Annotated in this window: 16 protein-coding genes and 1 tRNA gene; 2 read left to right on the top strand and 15 right to left on the bottom strand. The window is 37.9% G+C overall.

Going from position 1 to position 19,013, the window contains the following annotated elements; translation table 11 throughout:
- Positions 1-10 precede the first annotated feature (10 nt).
- From IWB64_RS06305 to mce, 13 genes are all read right to left on the bottom strand, one after another.
- Positions 11-1,012, bottom strand: coding sequence for an LLM class flavin-dependent oxidoreductase (locus tag IWB64_RS06305; RefSeq protein ID WP_226975821.1), 1,002 nt, complete (start codon positions 1,010-1,012; stop codon positions 11-13).
- Between the two features lie 197 nt (positions 1,013-1,209).
- Positions 1,210-2,235: a Gfo/Idh/MocA family protein gene (locus tag IWB64_RS06300; RefSeq protein ID WP_194533197.1), complete on the bottom strand. Its 1,026-nt coding sequence runs from the start codon at positions 2,233-2,235 to the stop codon at positions 1,210-1,212.
- Between the two features lie 10 nt (positions 2,236-2,245).
- Complete coding sequence (locus IWB64_RS06295) at positions 2,246-3,514, bottom strand: MFS transporter (RefSeq protein ID WP_194533196.1); 1,269 nt, start codon at positions 3,512-3,514, stop codon at positions 2,246-2,248.
- A 6-nt stretch (positions 3,515-3,520) separates the two neighbouring features.
- Positions 3,521-4,906: a four-carbon acid sugar kinase family protein gene (locus tag IWB64_RS06290; protein WP_194533195.1), complete on the bottom strand. Its 1,386-nt coding sequence runs from the start codon at positions 4,904-4,906 to the stop codon at positions 3,521-3,523.
- Between the two features lie 5 nt (positions 4,907-4,911).
- Positions 4,912-5,550, bottom strand: a complete 639-nt coding sequence (locus tag IWB64_RS06285) for a cyclase family protein (RefSeq protein WP_194533194.1) — start codon at positions 5,548-5,550, stop codon at positions 4,912-4,914.
- Positions 5,551-5,555: 5 nt separating this feature from the next.
- Positions 5,556-6,635 (bottom strand): tartrate dehydrogenase, encoded by a 1,080-nt coding sequence (locus IWB64_RS06280; protein ID WP_194533193.1) that lies wholly within the window; start codon positions 6,633-6,635, stop codon positions 5,556-5,558.
- 323 nt (positions 6,636-6,958) lie between these two features.
- Positions 6,959-7,981, bottom strand: coding sequence for a LacI family DNA-binding transcriptional regulator (locus tag IWB64_RS06275; protein ID WP_194533192.1), 1,023 nt, complete (start codon positions 7,979-7,981; stop codon positions 6,959-6,961).
- A 166-nt stretch (positions 7,982-8,147) separates the two neighbouring features.
- Entirely contained in the window at positions 8,148-10,649 is a 2,502-nt protein-coding gene (locus IWB64_RS06270; protein ID WP_194533191.1) for a heavy metal translocating P-type ATPase, read from the bottom strand.
- 70 nt (positions 10,650-10,719) lie between these two features.
- Complete coding sequence (locus tag IWB64_RS06265; RefSeq protein WP_194533190.1) at positions 10,720-11,277, bottom strand: helix-turn-helix domain-containing protein; 558 nt, start codon at positions 11,275-11,277, stop codon at positions 10,720-10,722.
- 146 nt (positions 11,278-11,423) lie between these two features.
- Positions 11,424-12,020 carry a hypothetical protein gene (locus tag IWB64_RS06260; protein WP_194533189.1) on the bottom strand — a complete coding sequence of 199 codons (597 nt, stop codon included), beginning with the start codon at positions 12,018-12,020 and terminating at the stop codon, positions 11,424-11,426.
- Positions 12,021-12,060: 40 nt separating this feature from the next.
- Positions 12,061-12,588: a leucine-rich repeat domain-containing protein gene (locus IWB64_RS06255; RefSeq protein WP_194533188.1), complete on the bottom strand. Its 528-nt coding sequence runs from the start codon at positions 12,586-12,588 to the stop codon at positions 12,061-12,063.
- Between the two features lie 224 nt (positions 12,589-12,812).
- A tRNA-Ile gene (locus IWB64_RS06250) sits at positions 12,813-12,886 on the bottom strand.
- 243 nt (positions 12,887-13,129) lie between these two features.
- Positions 13,130-13,534 (bottom strand): methylmalonyl-CoA epimerase, encoded by a 405-nt coding sequence (mce, locus tag IWB64_RS06245; RefSeq protein ID WP_194533187.1) that lies wholly within the window; start codon positions 13,532-13,534, stop codon positions 13,130-13,132.
- 71 nt (positions 13,535-13,605) lie between these two features.
- On the opposite strand from mce, the gene rbfA reads away from it, so the two are divergent.
- Positions 13,606-13,998: a 30S ribosome-binding factor RbfA gene (gene rbfA / locus IWB64_RS06240; protein WP_194533186.1), complete on the top strand. Its 393-nt coding sequence runs from the start codon at positions 13,606-13,608 to the stop codon at positions 13,996-13,998.
- A gap of 2 nt (positions 13,999-14,000) precedes the next feature.
- A complete protein-coding gene (locus tag IWB64_RS06235; RefSeq protein WP_194533185.1) occupies positions 14,001-15,194 on the top strand; it encodes an ABC transporter permease in 1,194 nt (397 codons plus the stop codon).
- Between the two features lie 3 nt (positions 15,195-15,197).
- On the opposite strand, the gene dusB is transcribed toward IWB64_RS06235, so the two are convergent.
- Both dusB and IWB64_RS06225 read right to left on the bottom strand, forming a co-directional pair.
- Positions 15,198-16,202, bottom strand: coding sequence for a tRNA dihydrouridine synthase DusB (dusB, locus tag IWB64_RS06230; RefSeq protein ID WP_194533184.1), 1,005 nt, complete (start codon positions 16,200-16,202; stop codon positions 15,198-15,200).
- A gap of 175 nt (positions 16,203-16,377) precedes the next feature.
- Positions 16,378-18,780: a TonB-dependent receptor domain-containing protein gene (locus IWB64_RS06225; protein ID WP_194533183.1), complete on the bottom strand. Its 2,403-nt coding sequence runs from the start codon at positions 18,778-18,780 to the stop codon at positions 16,378-16,380.
- Positions 18,781-19,013 lie beyond the last annotated feature (233 nt).

The raw sequence follows: 19,013 nt of genomic DNA, 5'->3' as shown, positions 1-19,013 counted from the left end.
TCAATCGTTTTTACATTTCTTTCATCGCTTCAGAAAAAAGTCGGAATGAATTGATTCTGTCTTCTTGATTGTAAATATGCGAAACCGCAATAATTTCGTTTACACCAGTCTGTTTGATGAATTCCTCTGTTTTTTGCTTAACGGTAGCTTTGCTCCCCACAAAAGAATACTTCAACATCCGCTGAAATGCAGGGTCTACCGAAATCTGTTTTAGTTCTGGTGTCATTTTTACGGGTGGCTGCATATAATCAATCTTACCGGTCATTACCCCCAACAACAAACGCAACATAGAAGTAGATACCGTTTCTGCCTCCTCATCGGTTTCTGCGGCTATCACATTTACAGCTGCTATAGAATAAGGTTCCTGTAAATATTTTGAAGGCTGAAAATTATTATAATAAATATTCAAGGCCTCCATAAGTTGGGTGGGTGCAAAGTGACTGGCAAACACATAAGGAAGCCCCTCTTTTGCTGCTAAATAAGCACTATCTGTACTTGAGCCCAGAATATAGATGGGTACATCCACACCCTCTGCTATAGGCGCCCTAACTTTTGCATCCTGGTTATCTTTTGAAAAGTACTTCTGAATATTATGCATTTCTTCCGGAAAGCGATAAACGGCCTGCATTCTATCTGGCCGAATGGCGTTTGCCGTAGTCTGGTCTGTTCCTGGGGCCCTTCCTAAGCCTAAATCTATACGGCCTGGGTATAATGACGCCAAGGTTCCAAACTGTTCTGCTATAAGCAAAGAAGAGTGGTTGGGTAGCATAATACCGCCTGAACCTACGCGTATTTTTTTGGTACCCCCGGCTATATAACCCATGAGTACAGAAGTGGCTGAACTAGCAATACTTAACATATTATGGTGTTCTGCCAGCCAAAAACGATTGTATCCAAACTCTTCGGCCTTTTGTGCCAATTCAAGACTATTATCAAAAACTTCTTTTGGTTTAAAACCAGCTCCAACAGTTGCCAATTCTAATATGGAATACGGTACTTTATTTGTTTTCATTTCTTTCATAATCAATCTATCATCAAAATTACAGAATACCCTCTTTTTGAACTAAATTAATGTAGCTCAGTGCGTTGCAAAAAATTCATTTTAAAAGGGAAATATAAGTCGTTCTAAAAGCCAAAACCTTACAACCAAAAGGACCATAAGAATACAAGCAAAATTAGAAATTAAGACTTAATTGGTAGGGGATAAATTTAAACCTTTAAAGGCATTTTTTTAGCGCTGGATTCGTAGATTTTTTCCAATACTAAAATATTCGGAATGTAACTGGCAACGTCAGTTTCAAAGGGAGTTCCTGCAATAAGGTTAGAGACAAAATGTTGCTGCGTGGCAAAAACACAGTCTCCTGCAAAATTTTGTTTTTTAAAGCTATACTTGTGTTCTTGCTCTTCTTTACCCAAAAGTTGAATGGTAATCTTTCCGTCATCATAAAGACGTAGACTACCCCTGTCTCCTTCAACAAGTACGGTACCAAAGGTTAACCTTGGGTCTTCGGAAGTGTTTTCATTATATCTATTTGCATCTAAAAAACCAAGACCGCCATTGGCAAAATCAAAGTTGACCCAAGCAAAATCTTCACCTTTAATATTTGTATTGAGCGTTCTAAGTTTAGCGTATACCTCCGTGATTTCTCCTCCCAAATATCTAAATACATCTATAAAATGAATTCCAGTTTCGTAGATAAGCAACCGCTCCATTTCCCTGAAATAAGGTTGTCTGTTCATATATGCATCGGTCTGCCAACCGTCGCCCATTCGCATACGCAAATTGATGGTGTGTAATTTGGAACCAATTACCTGAGTATCCAAAAGCTTTTTAAGCTCCCGGTGCCAGGGTTGAAATCGGAAATTTTCATGCACCATCATCCTAACATCTGAATTAGAAATAAGCGATCCAATCTCTTTGGCCTCTTCTAAAGTTGGCGCCAACGGTTTTTGACAGATGATATGAATATTATGCGTAACGGCTAATTTACAAAGCTCCAAATGGCTTTCAGGAGGAGTTACGATATCTACAAAATCGGGTTTCTCTTTAAGAAACATTTCCTCAACATTAGTGTAAGCCTTCTTAAAACCATAGTTTTTGACAATGTCTTCCGCCCGCTCTTTAACCGAGTCACAAACACCTACAATGTCCACAGTATCCGTTCTTTTCCATGCCTCAAAATGAAACTGACTAAAATAACCTGCTCCTATACAAACTCCTTTTAATTTTGCCATACTGCCTTTGTTAATAGGTAGAAAAATGCCTTTGTGGCTTCATATTAAACCACATTACGATTGCAATAGTATTCAATACTGCACCCACCACAAAGAACGGAGTGGTAGATTCTGTCCAAGACTGCAAGTATGGAAATGCCAGTGCGGTTAAAAATGCCCCAATGTTTCCGGCCATATTCATTGTCCCCGATACTGCTCCGGAATGCTCTTTACCAATATCTACGCAAAAAGCCCAAGACGATGGTAAGGTCATATCCGCTCCAAAAATTGCAAGGCTCAAAAATAAAATAGCACCTTCAACAGTAACCATATAAATACTGCCTATAAGCCCAACAGCTGCTAGAAAAAACCCGATTGAAGCGGGAAGAATACGAGATCTGTCCCAATTACCTTTTTTATAGATTCGGTCACTAAGCGCTCCTGATGTCCAGTTTCCAAAAGCACCAAAAATTAAGGGAATTGCCGTATATAAACCGGCCTCCATGGTGTTTAGACCATACTCGCTTTTTACATGTGGAAAAAGCCATGTAAGCGCAAAGAAGAAAGTAAAGTTACTGCAGAAGTATTGCCCCATAGCCAACCAAATGTTTTTTGACTTCAACAAGTCGCCTACATTTATTTTTTTGGTTTTTACCCCTGTATCTTGTGGCTGCCTTGTGGCTAAAATGAATTCTTTTTCTACGTTTGAAATATTAGGATGTTCTTCTGGCATATCTCTGAAAAACAGAAACCAAGCAACTGCCCAAGCTACACCAACGACCCCTAAAATCATAAAAGAAGACCGCCATCCAAAATCATCTATCATCCAAGCTACCATAGGAAGAGCGAATGCCGCCCCCAATCTAGACCCGGAAAAATTAATACCCGTAACAAGACCCCTTTCTTGCAAGGGAATCCACGTATAAATAGCTCTTGACATTCCTGGAAAAGCACCAGCTTCTCCTGCCCCAAAAAGAAACCGAACTACCAAGAGGGACATAAAATTAAATGCAGCCCCAGTTAATGCGGTAAAAACTGACCAAACAGCTACAATAGCCGCAAGTACTTTACGCGGGCCTAAAGAATCGGAAAGCATGCCGGCCGGAGTTTGAAAAAGAGCATACCCCAAGGAAAAGGCAGCCAAAACCCATCCCATTTGTTTATCGCTCAAGTCCAAAGCTGCAGAAATTGGCTCTTTGGCCACTGAAATACAAACACGGTCTACGTACAACAACAAGGCCAATAGAAATGTCCCTAAAACCATAAAATACCGCTTCGGAAAATAGCCCTGTGTTTTCATGTTTTTTTATTTCAATAAGGAAATCAGTTCATATAGTGCAGTATCATCTCCAACATTGCCAGGAAATACAATATAGGGCATATCAGGAAATTTTGCATCGCTGTCCAATTGCCAAACAGGTATGCCTTTTAGCACCTGTCCTAAAACATTTGCGCGGCGTACATTCAGACCTTTTGTAGCAACATCACTAGAAGTAATACCACCTTTTGCAAGAATATATTTTGGTCGTACCCTTATCTTTTTAACTATGGATATCAATGCATTAGAAACCCTATTTACAATTTCAAGACTCTCGCTTTTTGAGGTTCCTTTTTTGACTTCTCTACTGGTGAAAACTACAACGTCTTTACCCACTTTAAGATGGTTTTCTACTTTCTCCACCAGTAAGACCAATTCTTTACAGAAAACTCCAATATCGAACATATTGGTCACATTTAATTCAAGAAAAACTGCATTACTTCGCTCTTTTAAATACACCAGTTGAGCAGTAGTTTTGGGAACGTAAGAGCCAATTACTACAAGTGCACCATTTGACGACGGTTTTTTTAGAATTTCATCTTTTGTTAAACATGGTTTTATGGCAATACCAGAAATTGCATTAATAAAAGATGCCGCAGTTCTAAAAATAAAAGAACTTTCACTCTTTAAAATTGCAAGCGCCATGGCCTGCAAATCGGGATATGATGTGGCGTTCGCTATAATATGCGTTATCTCCGGTTGTTCTATTATCGATTTTATTTCTTCGGATGATGTATTTCTAAGCGCGTGAACCGAAACACTTGCAATATTTTTTCTGTTTACTTTTTCTTCCGATTTTTCTATTATCCAGTCTTTTAAATTGGATGCTGAATAACCAAAAGTGTTGTCTTGTGCAAAAGGAGTTTTTGCCGCAGGAATGAACTCATCTCCTTCTTTCACATAATGAATATCCTCATACGTGTAACGTCCACCTTCAAAAAAGGCGGGAGCTAATATGTGCTTTGTTTTTTTTAAGCCCATGCCTTTTTCCAAGGCATCAACTTCGTTGGGGTAATGCCCCCTTAAAGTAGAATCGCTTCGACTAATGACAATCAATTTTTTTTGATGTTTTTCGGCTACTTTCTGCAGTCGTTCTCCCAATAACTCACTTAAAGCATCTGCTTCATCTGCCTGTAAACTTCTAGAATTAGTGAGTATAAAAAAAACAGGGCTTACTAAAAGTTCGTTCTCCAATATTTCCTCGGTCCATTCTGTAATAACCGGAACATCGTGCACGGTTTGAGTGCCCGTTGGGTCATCATCTAAAACAACTATGGATTTTGGATTTTTGGCTAGTTCTGCACGAATTTCTTTCTCTAGGCCCAAAAGCCCCGCTCCCTCTTCAATTGATTTTAAAAGTGCTGAGTGCGACATGAAATTCAATTTTCTATTGCAATGATACGCGCGGGAGCGCCATCGCCATTTTCGACTTTCAACGGTAGTGCTACAAGCGTAACTTTTAATTGTGAAAGTGCTTCTAAGTTGGTAAGTCCCTCAACTATAATGATGTCGTTTTTCATTAAAATGGTATGTACCTCCGTAACTTCCTCGATATTGTTTACATCTGCTACAGAAGGAGGTTCAACGCCAAGAATATTTACCTTTTTCTCACCCAACCAATGGGCCAGTTCAGGGCTAATTCTTGGCAATGCATCGCGATACTCATCCGTACCCAACTTTTTACTCCAACCTGTGTGCAAAAGCAAACTTTGTCCTTCTTTTACTTCTTCAGCAGTCGCGCCCAAATGTGCCACCGTAATGGATTCTTTAGGTTTAATATCCGTGAGATTAACCACCCAAGCTTCGGAGACAAAACGTGCAACCGGAAGTTGGTCTATAGTCTGATCATTGACCTCAAAATGTACCGGAGCATCCATATGGGTGCCACTATGCGAATACAGATGCAAGGTTGTGGCGTTCCAACCATCGTTAGCCAAAGTTCTGGCCTGGTCTATAGCTACTCCCTTAACACCCGATTTGATGGGTAATGTGAGGTCAATGATTTTTCTATTTACCATTATACTTATATAGTTGATAATTTAGTTGCGTTGATAAATTGCACCACGCTTTCCGCAACTTCAGATGTTGAGGCCGTACCACGAAGGTCTTTTGTTAAATTGCCTTTTGCGGTCGTTGCTTCTATACCCGCCATAATTTCTTTTGCAGCTTCTGTTTCTCCCAAATGATCCAACATAATTGCTGCAGACCATATTTGCCCAATAGGGTTGGCTATATTCTGTCCTGCAATATCAGGTGCGGAACCATGAATTGGCTCAAACATAGAAGGAAAATCTTTCTCAGGATTAATATTTCCACTACCACCAAGACCTAAACTTCCCATGATAGCACCACCAAGGTCGGATAAAATATCTCCAAAAAGGTTAGTTGTTAGAATAACATCAAAAACTTCTGGACGCAATACAAAACTTGCCGAAGCATTATCTATATACATTTTGCTGTATTCTACATCTGGGTATTCTTGCGCTACTTCTGCAATTACCCTGTCCCAATACGCTAAGCTATTGATAAGCGTATTAGATTTGGTTACGTTAGTGACTTTATGGTTTCGTTTACGCGCCAATTTAAAAGAATAATGAGCGATGCGTTCAATGCCGAATCTAGTAAAAATACTAGTATCCATAGCCATACCACCGGGTTTATCAGGATGCATAATTTTTCCACTCTGAACGAACTCCCCTTCATTATTTTCCCGAACTACCACAAAATCTATGTCTTTTTCCGTCTTATAGCGCAACGGACTTTCTACACCTGGAAATAATTTTACCGGACGATAATTTACATACTGTTGAAAAGAGGTTCTTACCCGAAAAGTATAATCTCTTGCCGGCAACGTATCGTCTACCTCTGGCAAGCCTACCGCTCCGAAAAAGATAGCATCAAATTTCTTGAGGGTTTCTAAAGCATCATCTGACATAAATTTGCCATGCTTTTTAAAATATCCCGCTCCAAAGGGGAATTCTTGCTTATCTAGTGTAAATCCATATTTATTGGCTACCGCATCTAGTACGGAAACCCCGGCAGGAACAATTTCAGCCCCAATTCCGTCGCCATTAACTACAGCGATTTTGTACGTTTTTCCCATTTTAATTCTTTCTAATTGTAGTTATACTATATTTTGTGCAATATTTGTGCAAAAAAATATTAAATTGATAATATCAACGAATATAGTATAAATATCTATAAAAAGTATTACAAAATATAACCGAACATATATTTAAAACTACAAATGCGCAATATTTTGCATAAAATAAAATAGATTTACTATATCCTGATAACTGAAAAAAATACGTTTGAATACCTAGAGATAAGGTTGAGCACTCAGTGCTTCTCGAGAAGGATTGCCAAATTGAAAAACCATATTTAAACATAGTTTTTCCGTTTATGTGAAAGAAATTTTTACTGACTCTAGGACTTATTCTTGTTGGTAGAATTACGAATAACCAATTCTGATTTTAAGACCATACGTGATACGTCTTTATCGTAATTTTCAATCCGATCTATAATCAACTTTGCCGATTCTACACCCATTTCATAGCTGGGCTGATCAATACTGGTAAGTGAAGGCTCTAAAAGCTCATCAATAGGCTCATTATTAAAGCCGATAATTGCTAAGTCTTCTGCCATTTTCAGGCCGCGTTCTTTGGCTGCTAGCATTACTCCTATGGCTACTTGATCACTAAAGGCCAAAACACCGTCCGGGTGTTCAGGTGAATACAACAATTTTCTTGCGGTACTTAAATTTCCTTCCCGCGTAAAATTGGTGCTTTCAATAAGTTTCTCCTCCACTGGTAAGTTGGCGTCCACTAGGGCTTTCTTATAACCCAAAAGTCGTGTTGAGCTAATTTGTAAAATCTTTGGTCCGCCTATATATGCAATGCGCTTACATCCCACAGAAATTAAATGCTGCGTGGCATCGTAAGCTGCTTTAAAATTGTCAATGATAACTTTATCGGACTCAACCTCATCACAAAGGCGATTGAAAAACACTAATGGAATCTTCCTTTTCTTAGCTTCTAAAAAATGGTCGAATTCCTTGGTTTCACTTGCTAAAGACACAATCAGTCCTGATACACCAATATCCAAAAGCTCTTTCACCAATATTTTCTCCCTCTCATAGGACTCGTTGGATTGGCAAATAATGATTTGCATTTGGTGTTTCTCCAAGATTTCTTCTATACCGGAAATGGCCATAGCGTACAGGTGGTACTTTATGCTAGGTACAATAACACCCACCGCCTGTATTTTCTTTTTAGCAAAAGGATTTATGTGTTTGGTCTGGAAATAATTGTACTCTTTTGCCAACTCAAGTACTTTTTCCCTCGTTTGAATGCTAATGCGGGGGTTACCTTGTAATGCTCTGGAAACAGTAGAAATAGAAACATTAAGTTTCGAGGCAATATCCTTTAAGGTCGTTTGTTTTTTGTCCAAATCACTAATAATGAGAGCGACAAATATAACTTAAATTTACCATCGTATAGCTCCTGAGCTAAATTCTGTTTTTCCAAACCACTATTTATTTAGCACAAAATAGGGTGCTCATAGACAGTTTAGTATCATTTTCATATAAACACTCCTTTAATTATACCACCTTGTGTTACTCAATTTTAACCGTTCGTAGCCTTAGTGCATTCGCAATTACCGATAGCGAACTAAAACTCATGGCCAATGCGGCAATCATTGGAGATAATAAAAGTCCAAAAACGGGATATAGAATTCCCGCCGCAATGGGTATTCCAATAGTATTATATATGAGTGCGAAAAACAAATTTTGCTTGATGTTCTTCATTACGGCTTCACTTAAGTTTCTTGCTTTTACAATACCGTGCAAATCACCTTTTACCAAGGTTATCATGGCGCTTTCTATGGCTACATCCGTTCCGGTTCCCATGGCAATACCTACATCACTTTTGGCTAATGCAGGTGCGTCATTAATACCATCTCCTGCCATTGCTACTACATGTCCTTGTTCCTGCAGTTTTTTAACCTCTGCTAATTTATCTTCAGGCAGCATTCCCGCTTTAAAGTCGGCAAGACCGAGTTCTTTGGCGACTGCTTGAGCTGTATCGTGATTATCCCCAGTAAGCATAACGACCGCTACACCTTTATCTTGAAGTGCTTTAATAGCTTTGGCACTTGTTTCTTTTATTTTATCGCCAATAACAACAAAGCCAACAACCGCTTCATCAATAGCTAAATAGGATACTGTTTTGCCTTTCTTTTGGTGTTCATTGGCCTCGTTTTGAAAGTCGGTACTTATAGTCGCATTAACATGTTCCATCATTTTGATGTTACCCAATGCCACTTTTTTGCCATTAATCTTTCCCTCTACTCCTTTTCCTGTTACAGCATTAAAGTTTTCTGTTTTCAATACTTCAACATCTTGTTCTTTTCCGTATTTAACCGTTGCTTCCGCAAGTGGGTGCTCACTAGAACTATTTAAGGAGGCTATGTATTGTAATACTTCGTTTTCGGAATAATCTTTTCTTGAGGTGCCAATAGCTTCCACTGTTGGTTTTCCTTCGGTGATAGTTCCTGTTTTATCTACAATTAACGTATCTACCTTATACATTTTCTCTAGGGCTTCGGCATTTTTCACCAATACACCATTTTGAGCTCCTTTACCAACCCCAACCATAATAGACATAGGTGTAGCAAGACCTAAAGCACAGGGACACGCAATTATTAAAACAGCAATGGCATTAACTAATGCAAATACATACGCAGGTTCTGGACCATAAATGGCCCAAACCGTAAATGTGATTACTGAAACAACGACCACAACAGGCACAAAATAACTAGAAACCGTATCTGCCAACTTTTGAATAGGAGCACGACTGCGACTGGCGTCGTTCACCATTTGTACAATTTGGGACAATAAGGTTTCATTACCTACTTTTTCCGCCTTCATTAAAAAAGACTGGTTTCCGTTTATGGTACCACTACTTACTTGGTCATCTTCTGCTTTATTAACCGGAATAGGTTCTCCCGAAATCATAGATTCATCAACGGTGGTCTGCCCTTCCGTAATAACGCCATCTACAGGAATTTTTTCGCCTGGTTTCACACGTAGCGTATCCCCTTTTTGTATTTTATCAATGGAAACCTCTTCTTCATTACCGTCTACAACACGTACCGCTTTGTTGGGAGCGAGTTTCAATAATTCTTTTACCGCAGAATTTGTCTTGCTGTGTGCTCGTGCTTCCAGCACTTGCCCCATTAATACCAACGTAAGAATGACGGTTGCCGCCTCAAAATAGACATGTACTGCGCCAGAGTCTGTTTTAAACTGTGGAGGAAAGAAGTCTGGAAACAACATTCCAAAAACACTGAACAACCAAGCCACACCGGCACCAATACCAATGAGGGTGAACATATTTAGGTTCCAAGTTTTTATACTACGGTAGGCACGTTCAAAAAACATCCATGTAGCATAGAAAACAACTGGAATAGAAAGTGTAAACTGAATCCAGTTCCACCATTTCTGCTCCATAATATCGTACAGCGGATTGTTAGGAATCATCTCGCTCATGGCCATGAGAAAGATGGGCAAGGTAAAAGCAAGCGCTATCCAGAATTTTTTTGAAAGTTTTTTATACGTTTTCTCTTCCGCGGAAAGACTTGGCTTCATAGGCACTAAATCCATTCCGCAAATAGGGCAACTTCCCGGTTCATCGTGAATCACTTCGGGGTGCATTGGGCAGGTCCATTGCTCGGAAGAAGTGGGCGTTAAGTTTTGCTCTTCCACCAAATCCATTCCACAAACGGGGCAATCACCAGCCTCATCATAGGTTTTATCATCCTCACAATGCATTGGACAATAGAAAACACCGGTTCCCTTACCTTTTGGGCTTTGGGCTTTCTCTACTGGATGATGTTGATGTTCTCCTGCATTATGAATACTGTATGAACCCCCATCATCTAACAGCGCTTTTTGAAAAGTTTCAATAGGGATATGAGATCCCATCTCAATAGTAGCCTCAGCCTTCTCTAAATTTACCGAAGCATTGGTTACACCAGCAACCTTAGAAAGCGTCTGTTCTACATGACTGCGACATCCGTTGCAAGTCATTCCGTGTATATGATAGGTATGTGTCATTTCCTCATAATTTTAGAGTGTAAAATTACTAAGAGGTAATGCAAATCGTTTATATAATTACGATTCTTATTTATACAATTTTGTCCAGCGTTTTTCTATTCCAGCTTTTTAGATTTTTATACTCGGTCATAGACATGCCCGTACTGGTTTTGAACTGCCGCGCTAAGTGACTGCTGTTTTTATAATTTAAGGAATATGCAATTTCGGAGAAGTTAAGCTGCCCTAATTGTATATATTCTTTTACTTTTTCAATTTTTAGATTGATGGTGTATTTCTCTAGAGTCATTCCTTCCGATTTACTGAACAACTTGCTCAGCGCTGTTTCGGTCTTACCAAATTCTTCCGCTAACGATTGAAAAAGGTGTTCCGTTTCACCTGATTTGATCTTGCTTATCAATTTCACTTTTATTTGCTCTACCAGTGTTTCGGTTTCGTTGTCTATAAGTTCAAATCCTATTTCTTTTAATTTACTGGCTAAGGCAGACTTATTGGTTTTTTTACCTGCCGTCGCACTTACTTTACCTAGTTCTACAGACTCTACAGTATAATCTTCCTTGCCAAAAATATCTAGAACCGAGGCGATACAACGGTTACAGACCATGTTTTTTATGTAGAATGTTTCACCCATCTTCTTTCTTTTCTGTTACTTAATACAACTATGTACCAAGGTTTTTACAAGGTAGATTTTGTTGTCTAGTTTGTCGGGGTTTGAGGTGAAAAATTTCAATTTAAACACGTGATAAAGAAGTGAAATCACTCAAAAATTTTTGATGCTCAATTAATATCAATCCCCACCGAAAGTCCCACATTTTCAAAATTATAGGTATCATACAACCTTTGTGAGTTGTCAAAAGATTGCTCTAAATTCTGATAGGTATAAATTATTGAAACATCAGAAAATACAGTCTTATAAACCCGAAACCGATACCCCAGTAAAAACCTATGAAAACCGCCTCTTTTACTACTATTTGTAAAGTGCCCTCCTATTTGGAGCTCCGTATGAAAACTACTTCTTTCTACACCTCCGTTCAGAGCTATTCTTGTATATAATGGTACATAGTTAAAATTGGGTTGCGTAAATTTTTCGATGCCACTTCCGACACCTACCGAAAGACCATTTATAATATTGTAGTTGACTGAAATATTTAACCCGGTAAGCTTGGTATTGTCTGTAAAATCATAAGGATTGTCTACCTCTAATTCTGATTTTTCTCCATAATTGCTAATAAATGCTAGAAAACGTGTCCCTATAGTAATACGCTTAAATTTAAAGTTTTGCTCTTCCTCCTCAGGTTGCTGAGAATACCCGTAAGCCATAAAGAACAGTAATATAATGGCTAAGGATTTTCTAAAAAATGATTCTATTACCATATGCTTTTTGATTAATTATTCAGATGGTGTTTTTTACTTGCTATTCTGTTCTATACCCAATTTCAATATTTGGGTTTTCTTTTCTCCACGCTTCTATTTCGTTATTATCAATATGATTTCCGGAAAGGTATACATACTGAAGTTTCTTTAATCTTTTTAGTTTAGGGAGTTCATTGGAAATAGTCAGTTTATTATTAGATAAATCTAGATGTTCCAAGTTTTCTAATTTATCAAAATCTTCCGGGAGTGTTTTAATATCGAGGCCAATTAATGTTAGTTTTTGGAGTTTCTTAAGGTTTAATAATTCAGATGGAATAGTTCTGAACGGTGGCATATCTACCCATTGATCAGCAGCACTAAGGGGCGGATAAACTGTCCAATCATCGGTTCGGATAATTTCTAACTCTTTGACATTTTTAAGGGTTCCTATTTCTTTGGGTACACTGTCTAGCCCATACAAATTCAGTACAATAAATACCTTTTCTTTATCAACAAGACTTTTAAATTTATGATCAGATTCACAGGAAACCGTAAATATTAAAAGTGTAAGAAAACTAAAGCTCTTCATTTAATGATTTTGGGGATACCATCATAAATATCGGTATTTGTAGTAAAATACTGCCATATTCTCATACATTTTCTACATTAGTTTAACTGTTATTTGCGGAATCCTATGAAATTATAGAAGAAGGAATCTTAGCCCCAGACCAAAGGTTAACAATAGAAGAGCCTATAATTACCACCCTGAAATGAAAAAACCTCTCAAGAACAGATGTTCTGAGAGGTTTTTTGTGGTCCCACCTGGACTCGAACCAGGGACCACCTGATTATGAGTCAGGTGCTCTAACCAGCTGAGCTATAGGACCGGTTACAATTCAAAATTTAGCTTAGTAAATCCTTTTTTCGATTAAAATCGATAAAGACTGGTGCTCAAACCAGCTATTACATAACTCGCGAATTGCGGATGCAATATTACTACTTATTTTTAACTGACACAAGATTTTTATGCATAGTTGTGGAATACATTGGGTCATACCCAAAAGAAACTTATTAACCTATAGCGGCCTTAAACTACGCTAAGTATTACACTAGCTTTAAAAACAGCATATCTACTCCGCAATTTCTTGACACAACTCTATCAATACCCCATTACTACTCTTGGGGTGAAGAAAAGCAACTAGCTTATTATCAGCTCCTTTTTTAGGTTTTTCGTTGATCAAAATAAAACCTTCGGCCTTTAATCTTTTCATTTCTTTTTCAATATCATCTACGGCAAAAGCGATATGATGCATACCCTCTCCGTTTTTGCTCAAAAACTTGGCAATTGGCCCATCAACATCAGTAGCTTCTAAAAGTTCAATCTTGCTTTCTCCCGTTTTGAAAAACGAAGTGCGGACACCCTCAGACGGCACTTCTTCAATCTTATAATGTGGTTGCCCTAAAAGTTTACCAAAGCGTTCGTTTGCTGCCTCTAAATCGTTTACGGCAATGCCTATGTGCTCTATTTTTTCCAATTGAAGGGTGAATTTTGTCCGTATCGGTGTTTATCCCCCTAAATTACGCTATTTCTACGTATTTTTGCGGTATGGAAACACAACGACAGAAAAAGATTTCGGGGGTCATACAAGGAGATATCGTAGATATTCTACAACGTGCCGCCATTGAAGGTGGGTTGAAGGGTACGTTGATTTCGGTTTCGAAAGTTTCGGTAACTACCGATCTCTCTATTGCCAAGGTATATCTTAGTATTTTTCCTAACAAAGACGCCAAAGAGCTGATGGAAGGAATTAAATCTAACCAACCGCTTATAAAGCACGAACTATCTCAGCGTACAAAAAACCAATTGCGGAGAGTACCTGAATTGTTGTTCTTTTTAGATGATTCATTAGATTACATCGAAAATATTGAAAAGTCGCTTAAAGGCGAAGACAACCCTATTGAGAACAGAGACCTTTTGGACAAAAGAAAAAAGATATAAGGTTGAATTTTCCGTTCTACATTGCCAAACGCTATGTCCGTTCTAAAAGCAGCCAAAATGCAGTGAACGTCATCAACTTTATTACCTTTTTGGTGACGGTTATAGGCTCTGCGGCATTATTTGTAGTGCTTTCCGGTTTTGCAGGACTAAAAACCTTTAGTCTTTCCTTTAGTAATACTTTTGATCCTGATTTAAAAGCTTTGCCTGCTTCTGGCAAATTCTTTTCCATTTCGCCCAACCAAGAAGAACAACTTGCCCAAATTGAAGACCTTGCTTTTTACTCTAAAGAGCTTGAAGAAAAAGTATATCTAAAACATCGTGAAAAAGGGCATATTGCTTTTATAAAGGGCATAGATACCAATTACACCCATGTCATGGGTATGGATAGTATGCTGTTGTACGGTACCTGGCGAATAAATAGCCAAGAAGCCGTAGCTGGTATTGGAATTACGAACATTCTTGGCCTTACCGTTAACCAATACCAAAATCCTTTGGTGGTTCTTGCTCTAAAACCAGGAAAGGGTTCGCTTACCCAAAAATCGCTTAAAACAAAATCCCTTGTCCTTAGTGGTGTTTATTCCGTGGAAGAGAACCTGGATAAAAAATACGTTTTTGCTGAGCTGCCCTCTGTTCAACAGCTATTAGAAAAGCTGCCCAACCAAGTATCTGGTGTAAATTTTAAGGTGAAGAATAAGACGCAATTGGCAGATGTTAAAAGTAAAATTGCTGCCGTTCTCGGGAATGAAGTAATCATAAAAGACCGGCAAGAGCTTAATAGTACATTACACCGTATGCTTAACACGGAAAATTTAGCCACTTACCTTGTCTTTACCTTAGTTTTGATTATTGCTCTTTTTAATGTAGTTGGTGCGATTATCATGATGATTTTGGACAAGCTCCAAAACCTAAAAACCCTCTATAGTTTAGGTACTACACTAAAAGAATTGCGAAGTATTTATTTTGTTCAAGGTATATTGGTTACAGGCCTAGGCGGACTTATTGGTGTGGGATTGGCATCGCTTTTAATATGGTCTCAAATAGCTTTTGGTTGGTTGAAAATTATTCCAAGCCTACCCTATCCTGTAGAATATCAATTTATAAATGTCCTGATTGTTTTTGGTACGATATTCATTCTGGGAGTAATTGCTTCTAAAATTGCAAGTAGTAGAATTACCAAAAAAATGATTTCGATTTAAAGACTAGTCGATAGAAGATGCGAAGTCGTAATCGCCAAATTTCTCAAGAACCTCATCAAAAGCTGAAAATACGTCCACAGAATCATCACTAGTGACCATTTTCATGCGATACTCCTTAAAATTTGGTATGCCTTTAAAGTAATTGGTATAATGCCTTCTGGTTTCAAAAACACCTAATTTTTCACCTTTCCAGTCAATTGACATTTGTAAATGGCGTCTAGCAGCATCTACACGTTCTTGCATTGTTGGTGGTGCTTTATGTGTTCCTGTTTTAAAATAATGCTTTACCTCATTAAAAAACCATGGGTAACCAATACTGGCACGGCCGATCATAGCGCCGTCCAACCCATATTCATCACGCATTTTTATGGCGGCTTCCGGTGTATTTACATCTCCATTACCAAAAACGGGTATATGCATGCGCTGGTTGTTCTTTACGTCGACAATAGGTTTCCAATCTGCATCGCCCTTATACATTTGTGCACGGGTTCTACCGTGAATAGCAATAGCCTTACAGCCTACATCTTGCAAACGTTCCGCTACCTCAACAATTTTAATAGAATCATGGTCCCAACCCAAACGGGTCTTTACCGTAATTGGTAAGTTGGTGTGCTCCACCATAGCTTTGGTAAGCGATACCATTAAATCGATATCTTTTAATATTCCCGCACCGGCACCTTTACTAACCACCTTTTTAACAGGGCAACCAAAATTAATATCGATGATATCCGGTCTTGATTTCTCAACAATTTCTACAGATCGCAACATGGATTCTAAGTTGGCACCAAAAATCTGAATGCCTACAGGTCTTTCTTTTTCATAGATATCTAACTTCATAACGCTTTTTGCAGCATCGCGAATTAATCCTTCCGAAGAAATAAACTCAGTATACACCACATCTGCACCTTGCTCTTTACAGAGGGCGCGAAATGGTGGGTCGCTTACATCTTCCATTGGTGCAAGAAGCAACGGAAAATCAGGCAGTAGAATGTCTCCTATTTTTGGCATGGCCGCAAATTTACAACTTATCTACAAGCCGTTAAAATGCCCAACATAACTATCGTGTCTGAATTCTATGGATATTACCCTATATTCTAAATTCATACTCTTTGGTATAAAATAGAACATGCACCCAATTACAGTGTATTTGTCATCTTTAATTACCCGAATATTTTAATGAAATTTAGATACGGTTACGCTCATCAACTCTTTTAGACTTCTTGTTATCGCGCATTTTAGAGTTACCAAACTTATAGCGAAGGCTGGCAACAAACAATCGGTTCTCTCCTTTTTTTAAGGAGGTTCCGTTTTGGTCTTGGTAATTTCTGGTATTGAACTGGTTTCCTTGATTGAAGATGTCTTCAATACCCATAGACACGCTCAATTGTTTATTGTAAAACGTTTTTCTCATCATTAAGTTCACTGCCCCAAATGCATCAAATATGGCATTCTCCGATATTAATGCAGATGAATAAAAGAAATTAATATCTGCCGAGAGAGATTGATCGTTCAAAAATAAAAAACTGTTACTGTTTCTTATAAACCAACTAAACTGTTGTTGGTTTACCTCTATGTTAGTAGTGCGGTTCTTAAAATTAGAAGTCTCGTTATAAAAACTAGCTAAGAAGTAGCAATTGTAAAATTTGGAAAAGCTTTTATTAATGGTGAAATCAATCCCGTAAGCTACATTTTCATCCAAATTAGAAGAAATAAATTGCAATAAATTATTGTCGTTATTCTGAAAGATTAAGTTTGCGAGTCCATTTTTGGCCTTTTTATAAAATAATTCTGCCGTATACATTTTGTTAAATGTATACCCACCGGCAATGTAATATCTGGTAGCCGGCAGTAATTTTGGGTCACCTTCAATAGTTGAGAAGGTACTTTGAAAAGTCTGAAAAGGATTAACACTATTGTACCTTGGTCTACTGACCTTTCTAAAAGAATATACTTTAAAATCATGTTTTTTACTCGGAGAATATTGAAGCGAAGCAGAAGGGAACAGTCCAAAATTATGGTTTTCGTTTCTTTGCAATCCACCGTCCCAAGTTCCGGCAGTTTCTGCATATTCTGCTCGTACTCCAGATTTTAATTTCCAATGATCCCATTTGCCCGAATATGAGATATAAGCTGCATAAATAGATTCGTCATAATCAAAAGTGCCCGAATCAGTAGGTGCAACTCCTGGTTGGTCTCTATCAAAACCCCGTTGAATAATGGTGTTTCGAGATGAAATTCCCGCATAACGCAGACCGGTTTCTATTCTTCCTGCCTCACCTAAAGGCGATTCATAATCTCCTTGAACACTATATAGATTAATCTTTTGTTCCGTATCCGTAGTAAAATCGTTCATACCAAAGACACTATTATCCGTATTAAAAAAAGTAGAGTTTAAATCCTGTTCATTTTTATCGTCAAAAAAAGTATAGTGCCCGTTGAAGGATAATTGAGCTCCCTTGTCATTTAAGTCCTGTATATAATCTATGTAATATGAAGTATTCAACTTCCGTTGTTCTGAATTATTAATCGTGTGAAAATCTGACCATGAACTTGGATTAGACACATCTGTGTCCGTATCATAAATACGAGACCCATTTGGCTGCCAAAGATTAATAGTTGTAAAGCTCAGTCGTCTCTTTTTATCAATATCGTAATCAAAAAACAGAGAAATATTATGCTGTTGCTGGTTTTTAAGATATTCCTGCTCTGCCGTCCAAGTTGAAACCGTACCGTTATCTTGAGAAAAGTTTGTAATGTCCGTATAATACGTAACACCCCTATCTTGGCGAAAACTATAGTTTACTGACAACTGTGTTTTCTTACCCTTAAAAAAATGATCTGTACCAACAGTGTGTTTGGGCAGAATACCCTGAGTGTATTTATTATAGATTGCGCCATTATAACCCGCAACTATATTCTTTTTCATTACAATATTAATCAAGGCATTATCTTCTGCTCCATACTTTGACGGAGGGTTGTTTATAATCTCAATAGACAATACATTGGCGGCAGATGTTCCAGACAAAAGATTGACAATATCTTCATAAGGTATATTGATTTTCCGTCCATTAATTAAAACGCCTATGGCAGAACTTCCCTGCACCGTTAACCTGTTATTTAAAACCATAACACTAGGTGTTATTTTAAGTAAGTCCCAAACATCGCCATCAGCATAGGCGGTATTTTCTACATTAAAAACCAATCGGTCAATTTTTCTTTCTAATCTAGGTTTTTGTGAAGTAACCACCACCTCATCAAGCCTCTGATCTGATTCATCTAGTAGTATTGGTTCTAGCTCTTTATCCGCATCAATTTTAAAAGCTGTTATAGCACTTTCATTACCAATAAAACTAGCCTTGATCAAATAATTGCCTGCAGGTATTTTTATAATTTTAAAAGTTCCGTCTTCGCCAGTAGAAGTTCCTGAAATTAAGGTAGAATCGGCAGCGTTTAATAAGAGTACATTCGCATAAGAAATCGCATTATCCTCTTGACTCTTTACAACGCCAGTAACGGTAAGTTCTTGGGAATAAAGTAGGCAATTGAGGGATAATAGGAAAAATAAGGGGCAAATAAAATTCTTCACTAAATGCTAGGTTCTGTTTCAAATCTAACACTTTTTAAGGATAAAATCTTACAATAAATGTAATTTAAGATTCAGCACTCTATATAACTACCTTACAAATGAGTAAGGACAATACATTCTATAGCATCTTTAAAAAAGTCCCTAATTACAATTTCGGCTTATACAGTTTTGTTTATTTCAAATCAGCCAGCCCTCAAACATACTATTAAATGTCCCGCCTACATACGCTTTGA

The sequence above is a fragment of the Zobellia nedashkovskayae genome (assembly GCF_015330125.1).
Classification (GTDB): domain Bacteria; phylum Bacteroidota; class Bacteroidia; order Flavobacteriales; family Flavobacteriaceae; genus Zobellia; species Zobellia nedashkovskayae.
The sequence above is the reverse complement of the archived record's forward strand: the minus strand, read 5'-3'. Positions and strand labels throughout refer to the sequence as shown.

What these genes read in the sequence shown, in the direction of transcription:
- IWB64_RS06270 (WP_194533191.1), bottom strand. Translation starts at nt 10,649, where the DNA reads ATGACACATACCTATCATATACACGGAATGACTTGCAACGGATGTCGC.
- IWB64_RS06255 (WP_194533188.1), bottom strand. Translation starts at nt 12,588, where the DNA reads ATGAAGAGCTTTAGTTTTCTTACACTTTTAATATTTACGGTTTCCTGT.
- IWB64_RS06305 (WP_226975821.1), bottom strand. Translation starts at nt 1,012, where the DNA reads ATGAAAACAAATAAAGTACCGTATTCCATATTAGAATTGGCAACTGTT.
- IWB64_RS06300 (WP_194533197.1), bottom strand. Translation starts at nt 2,235, where the DNA reads ATGGCAAAATTAAAAGGAGTTTGTATAGGAGCAGGTTATTTTAGTCAG.
- IWB64_RS06280 (WP_194533193.1), bottom strand. Translation starts at nt 6,635, where the DNA reads ATGGGAAAAACGTACAAAATCGCTGTAGTTAATGGCGACGGAATTGGG.
- dusB (WP_194533184.1), bottom strand. Translation starts at nt 16,202, where the DNA reads ATGCCAAAAATAGGAGACATTCTACTGCCTGATTTTCCGTTGCTTCTT.
- IWB64_RS06265 (WP_194533190.1), bottom strand. Translation starts at nt 11,277, where the DNA reads ATGGGTGAAACATTCTACATAAAAAACATGGTCTGTAACCGTTGTATC.
- IWB64_RS06295 (WP_194533196.1), bottom strand. Translation starts at nt 3,514, where the DNA reads ATGAAAACACAGGGCTATTTTCCGAAGCGGTATTTTATGGTTTTAGGG.
- IWB64_RS06290 (WP_194533195.1), bottom strand. Translation starts at nt 4,906, where the DNA reads ATGTCGCACTCAGCACTTTTAAAATCAATTGAAGAGGGAGCGGGGCTT.
- IWB64_RS06285 (WP_194533194.1), bottom strand. Translation starts at nt 5,550, where the DNA reads ATGGTAAATAGAAAAATCATTGACCTCACATTACCCATCAAATCGGGT.
- IWB64_RS06260 (WP_194533189.1), bottom strand. Translation starts at nt 12,020, where the DNA reads ATGGTAATAGAATCATTTTTTAGAAAATCCTTAGCCATTATATTACTG.
- rbfA (WP_194533186.1), top strand. Translation starts at nt 13,606, where the DNA reads ATGGAAACACAACGACAGAAAAAGATTTCGGGGGTCATACAAGGAGAT.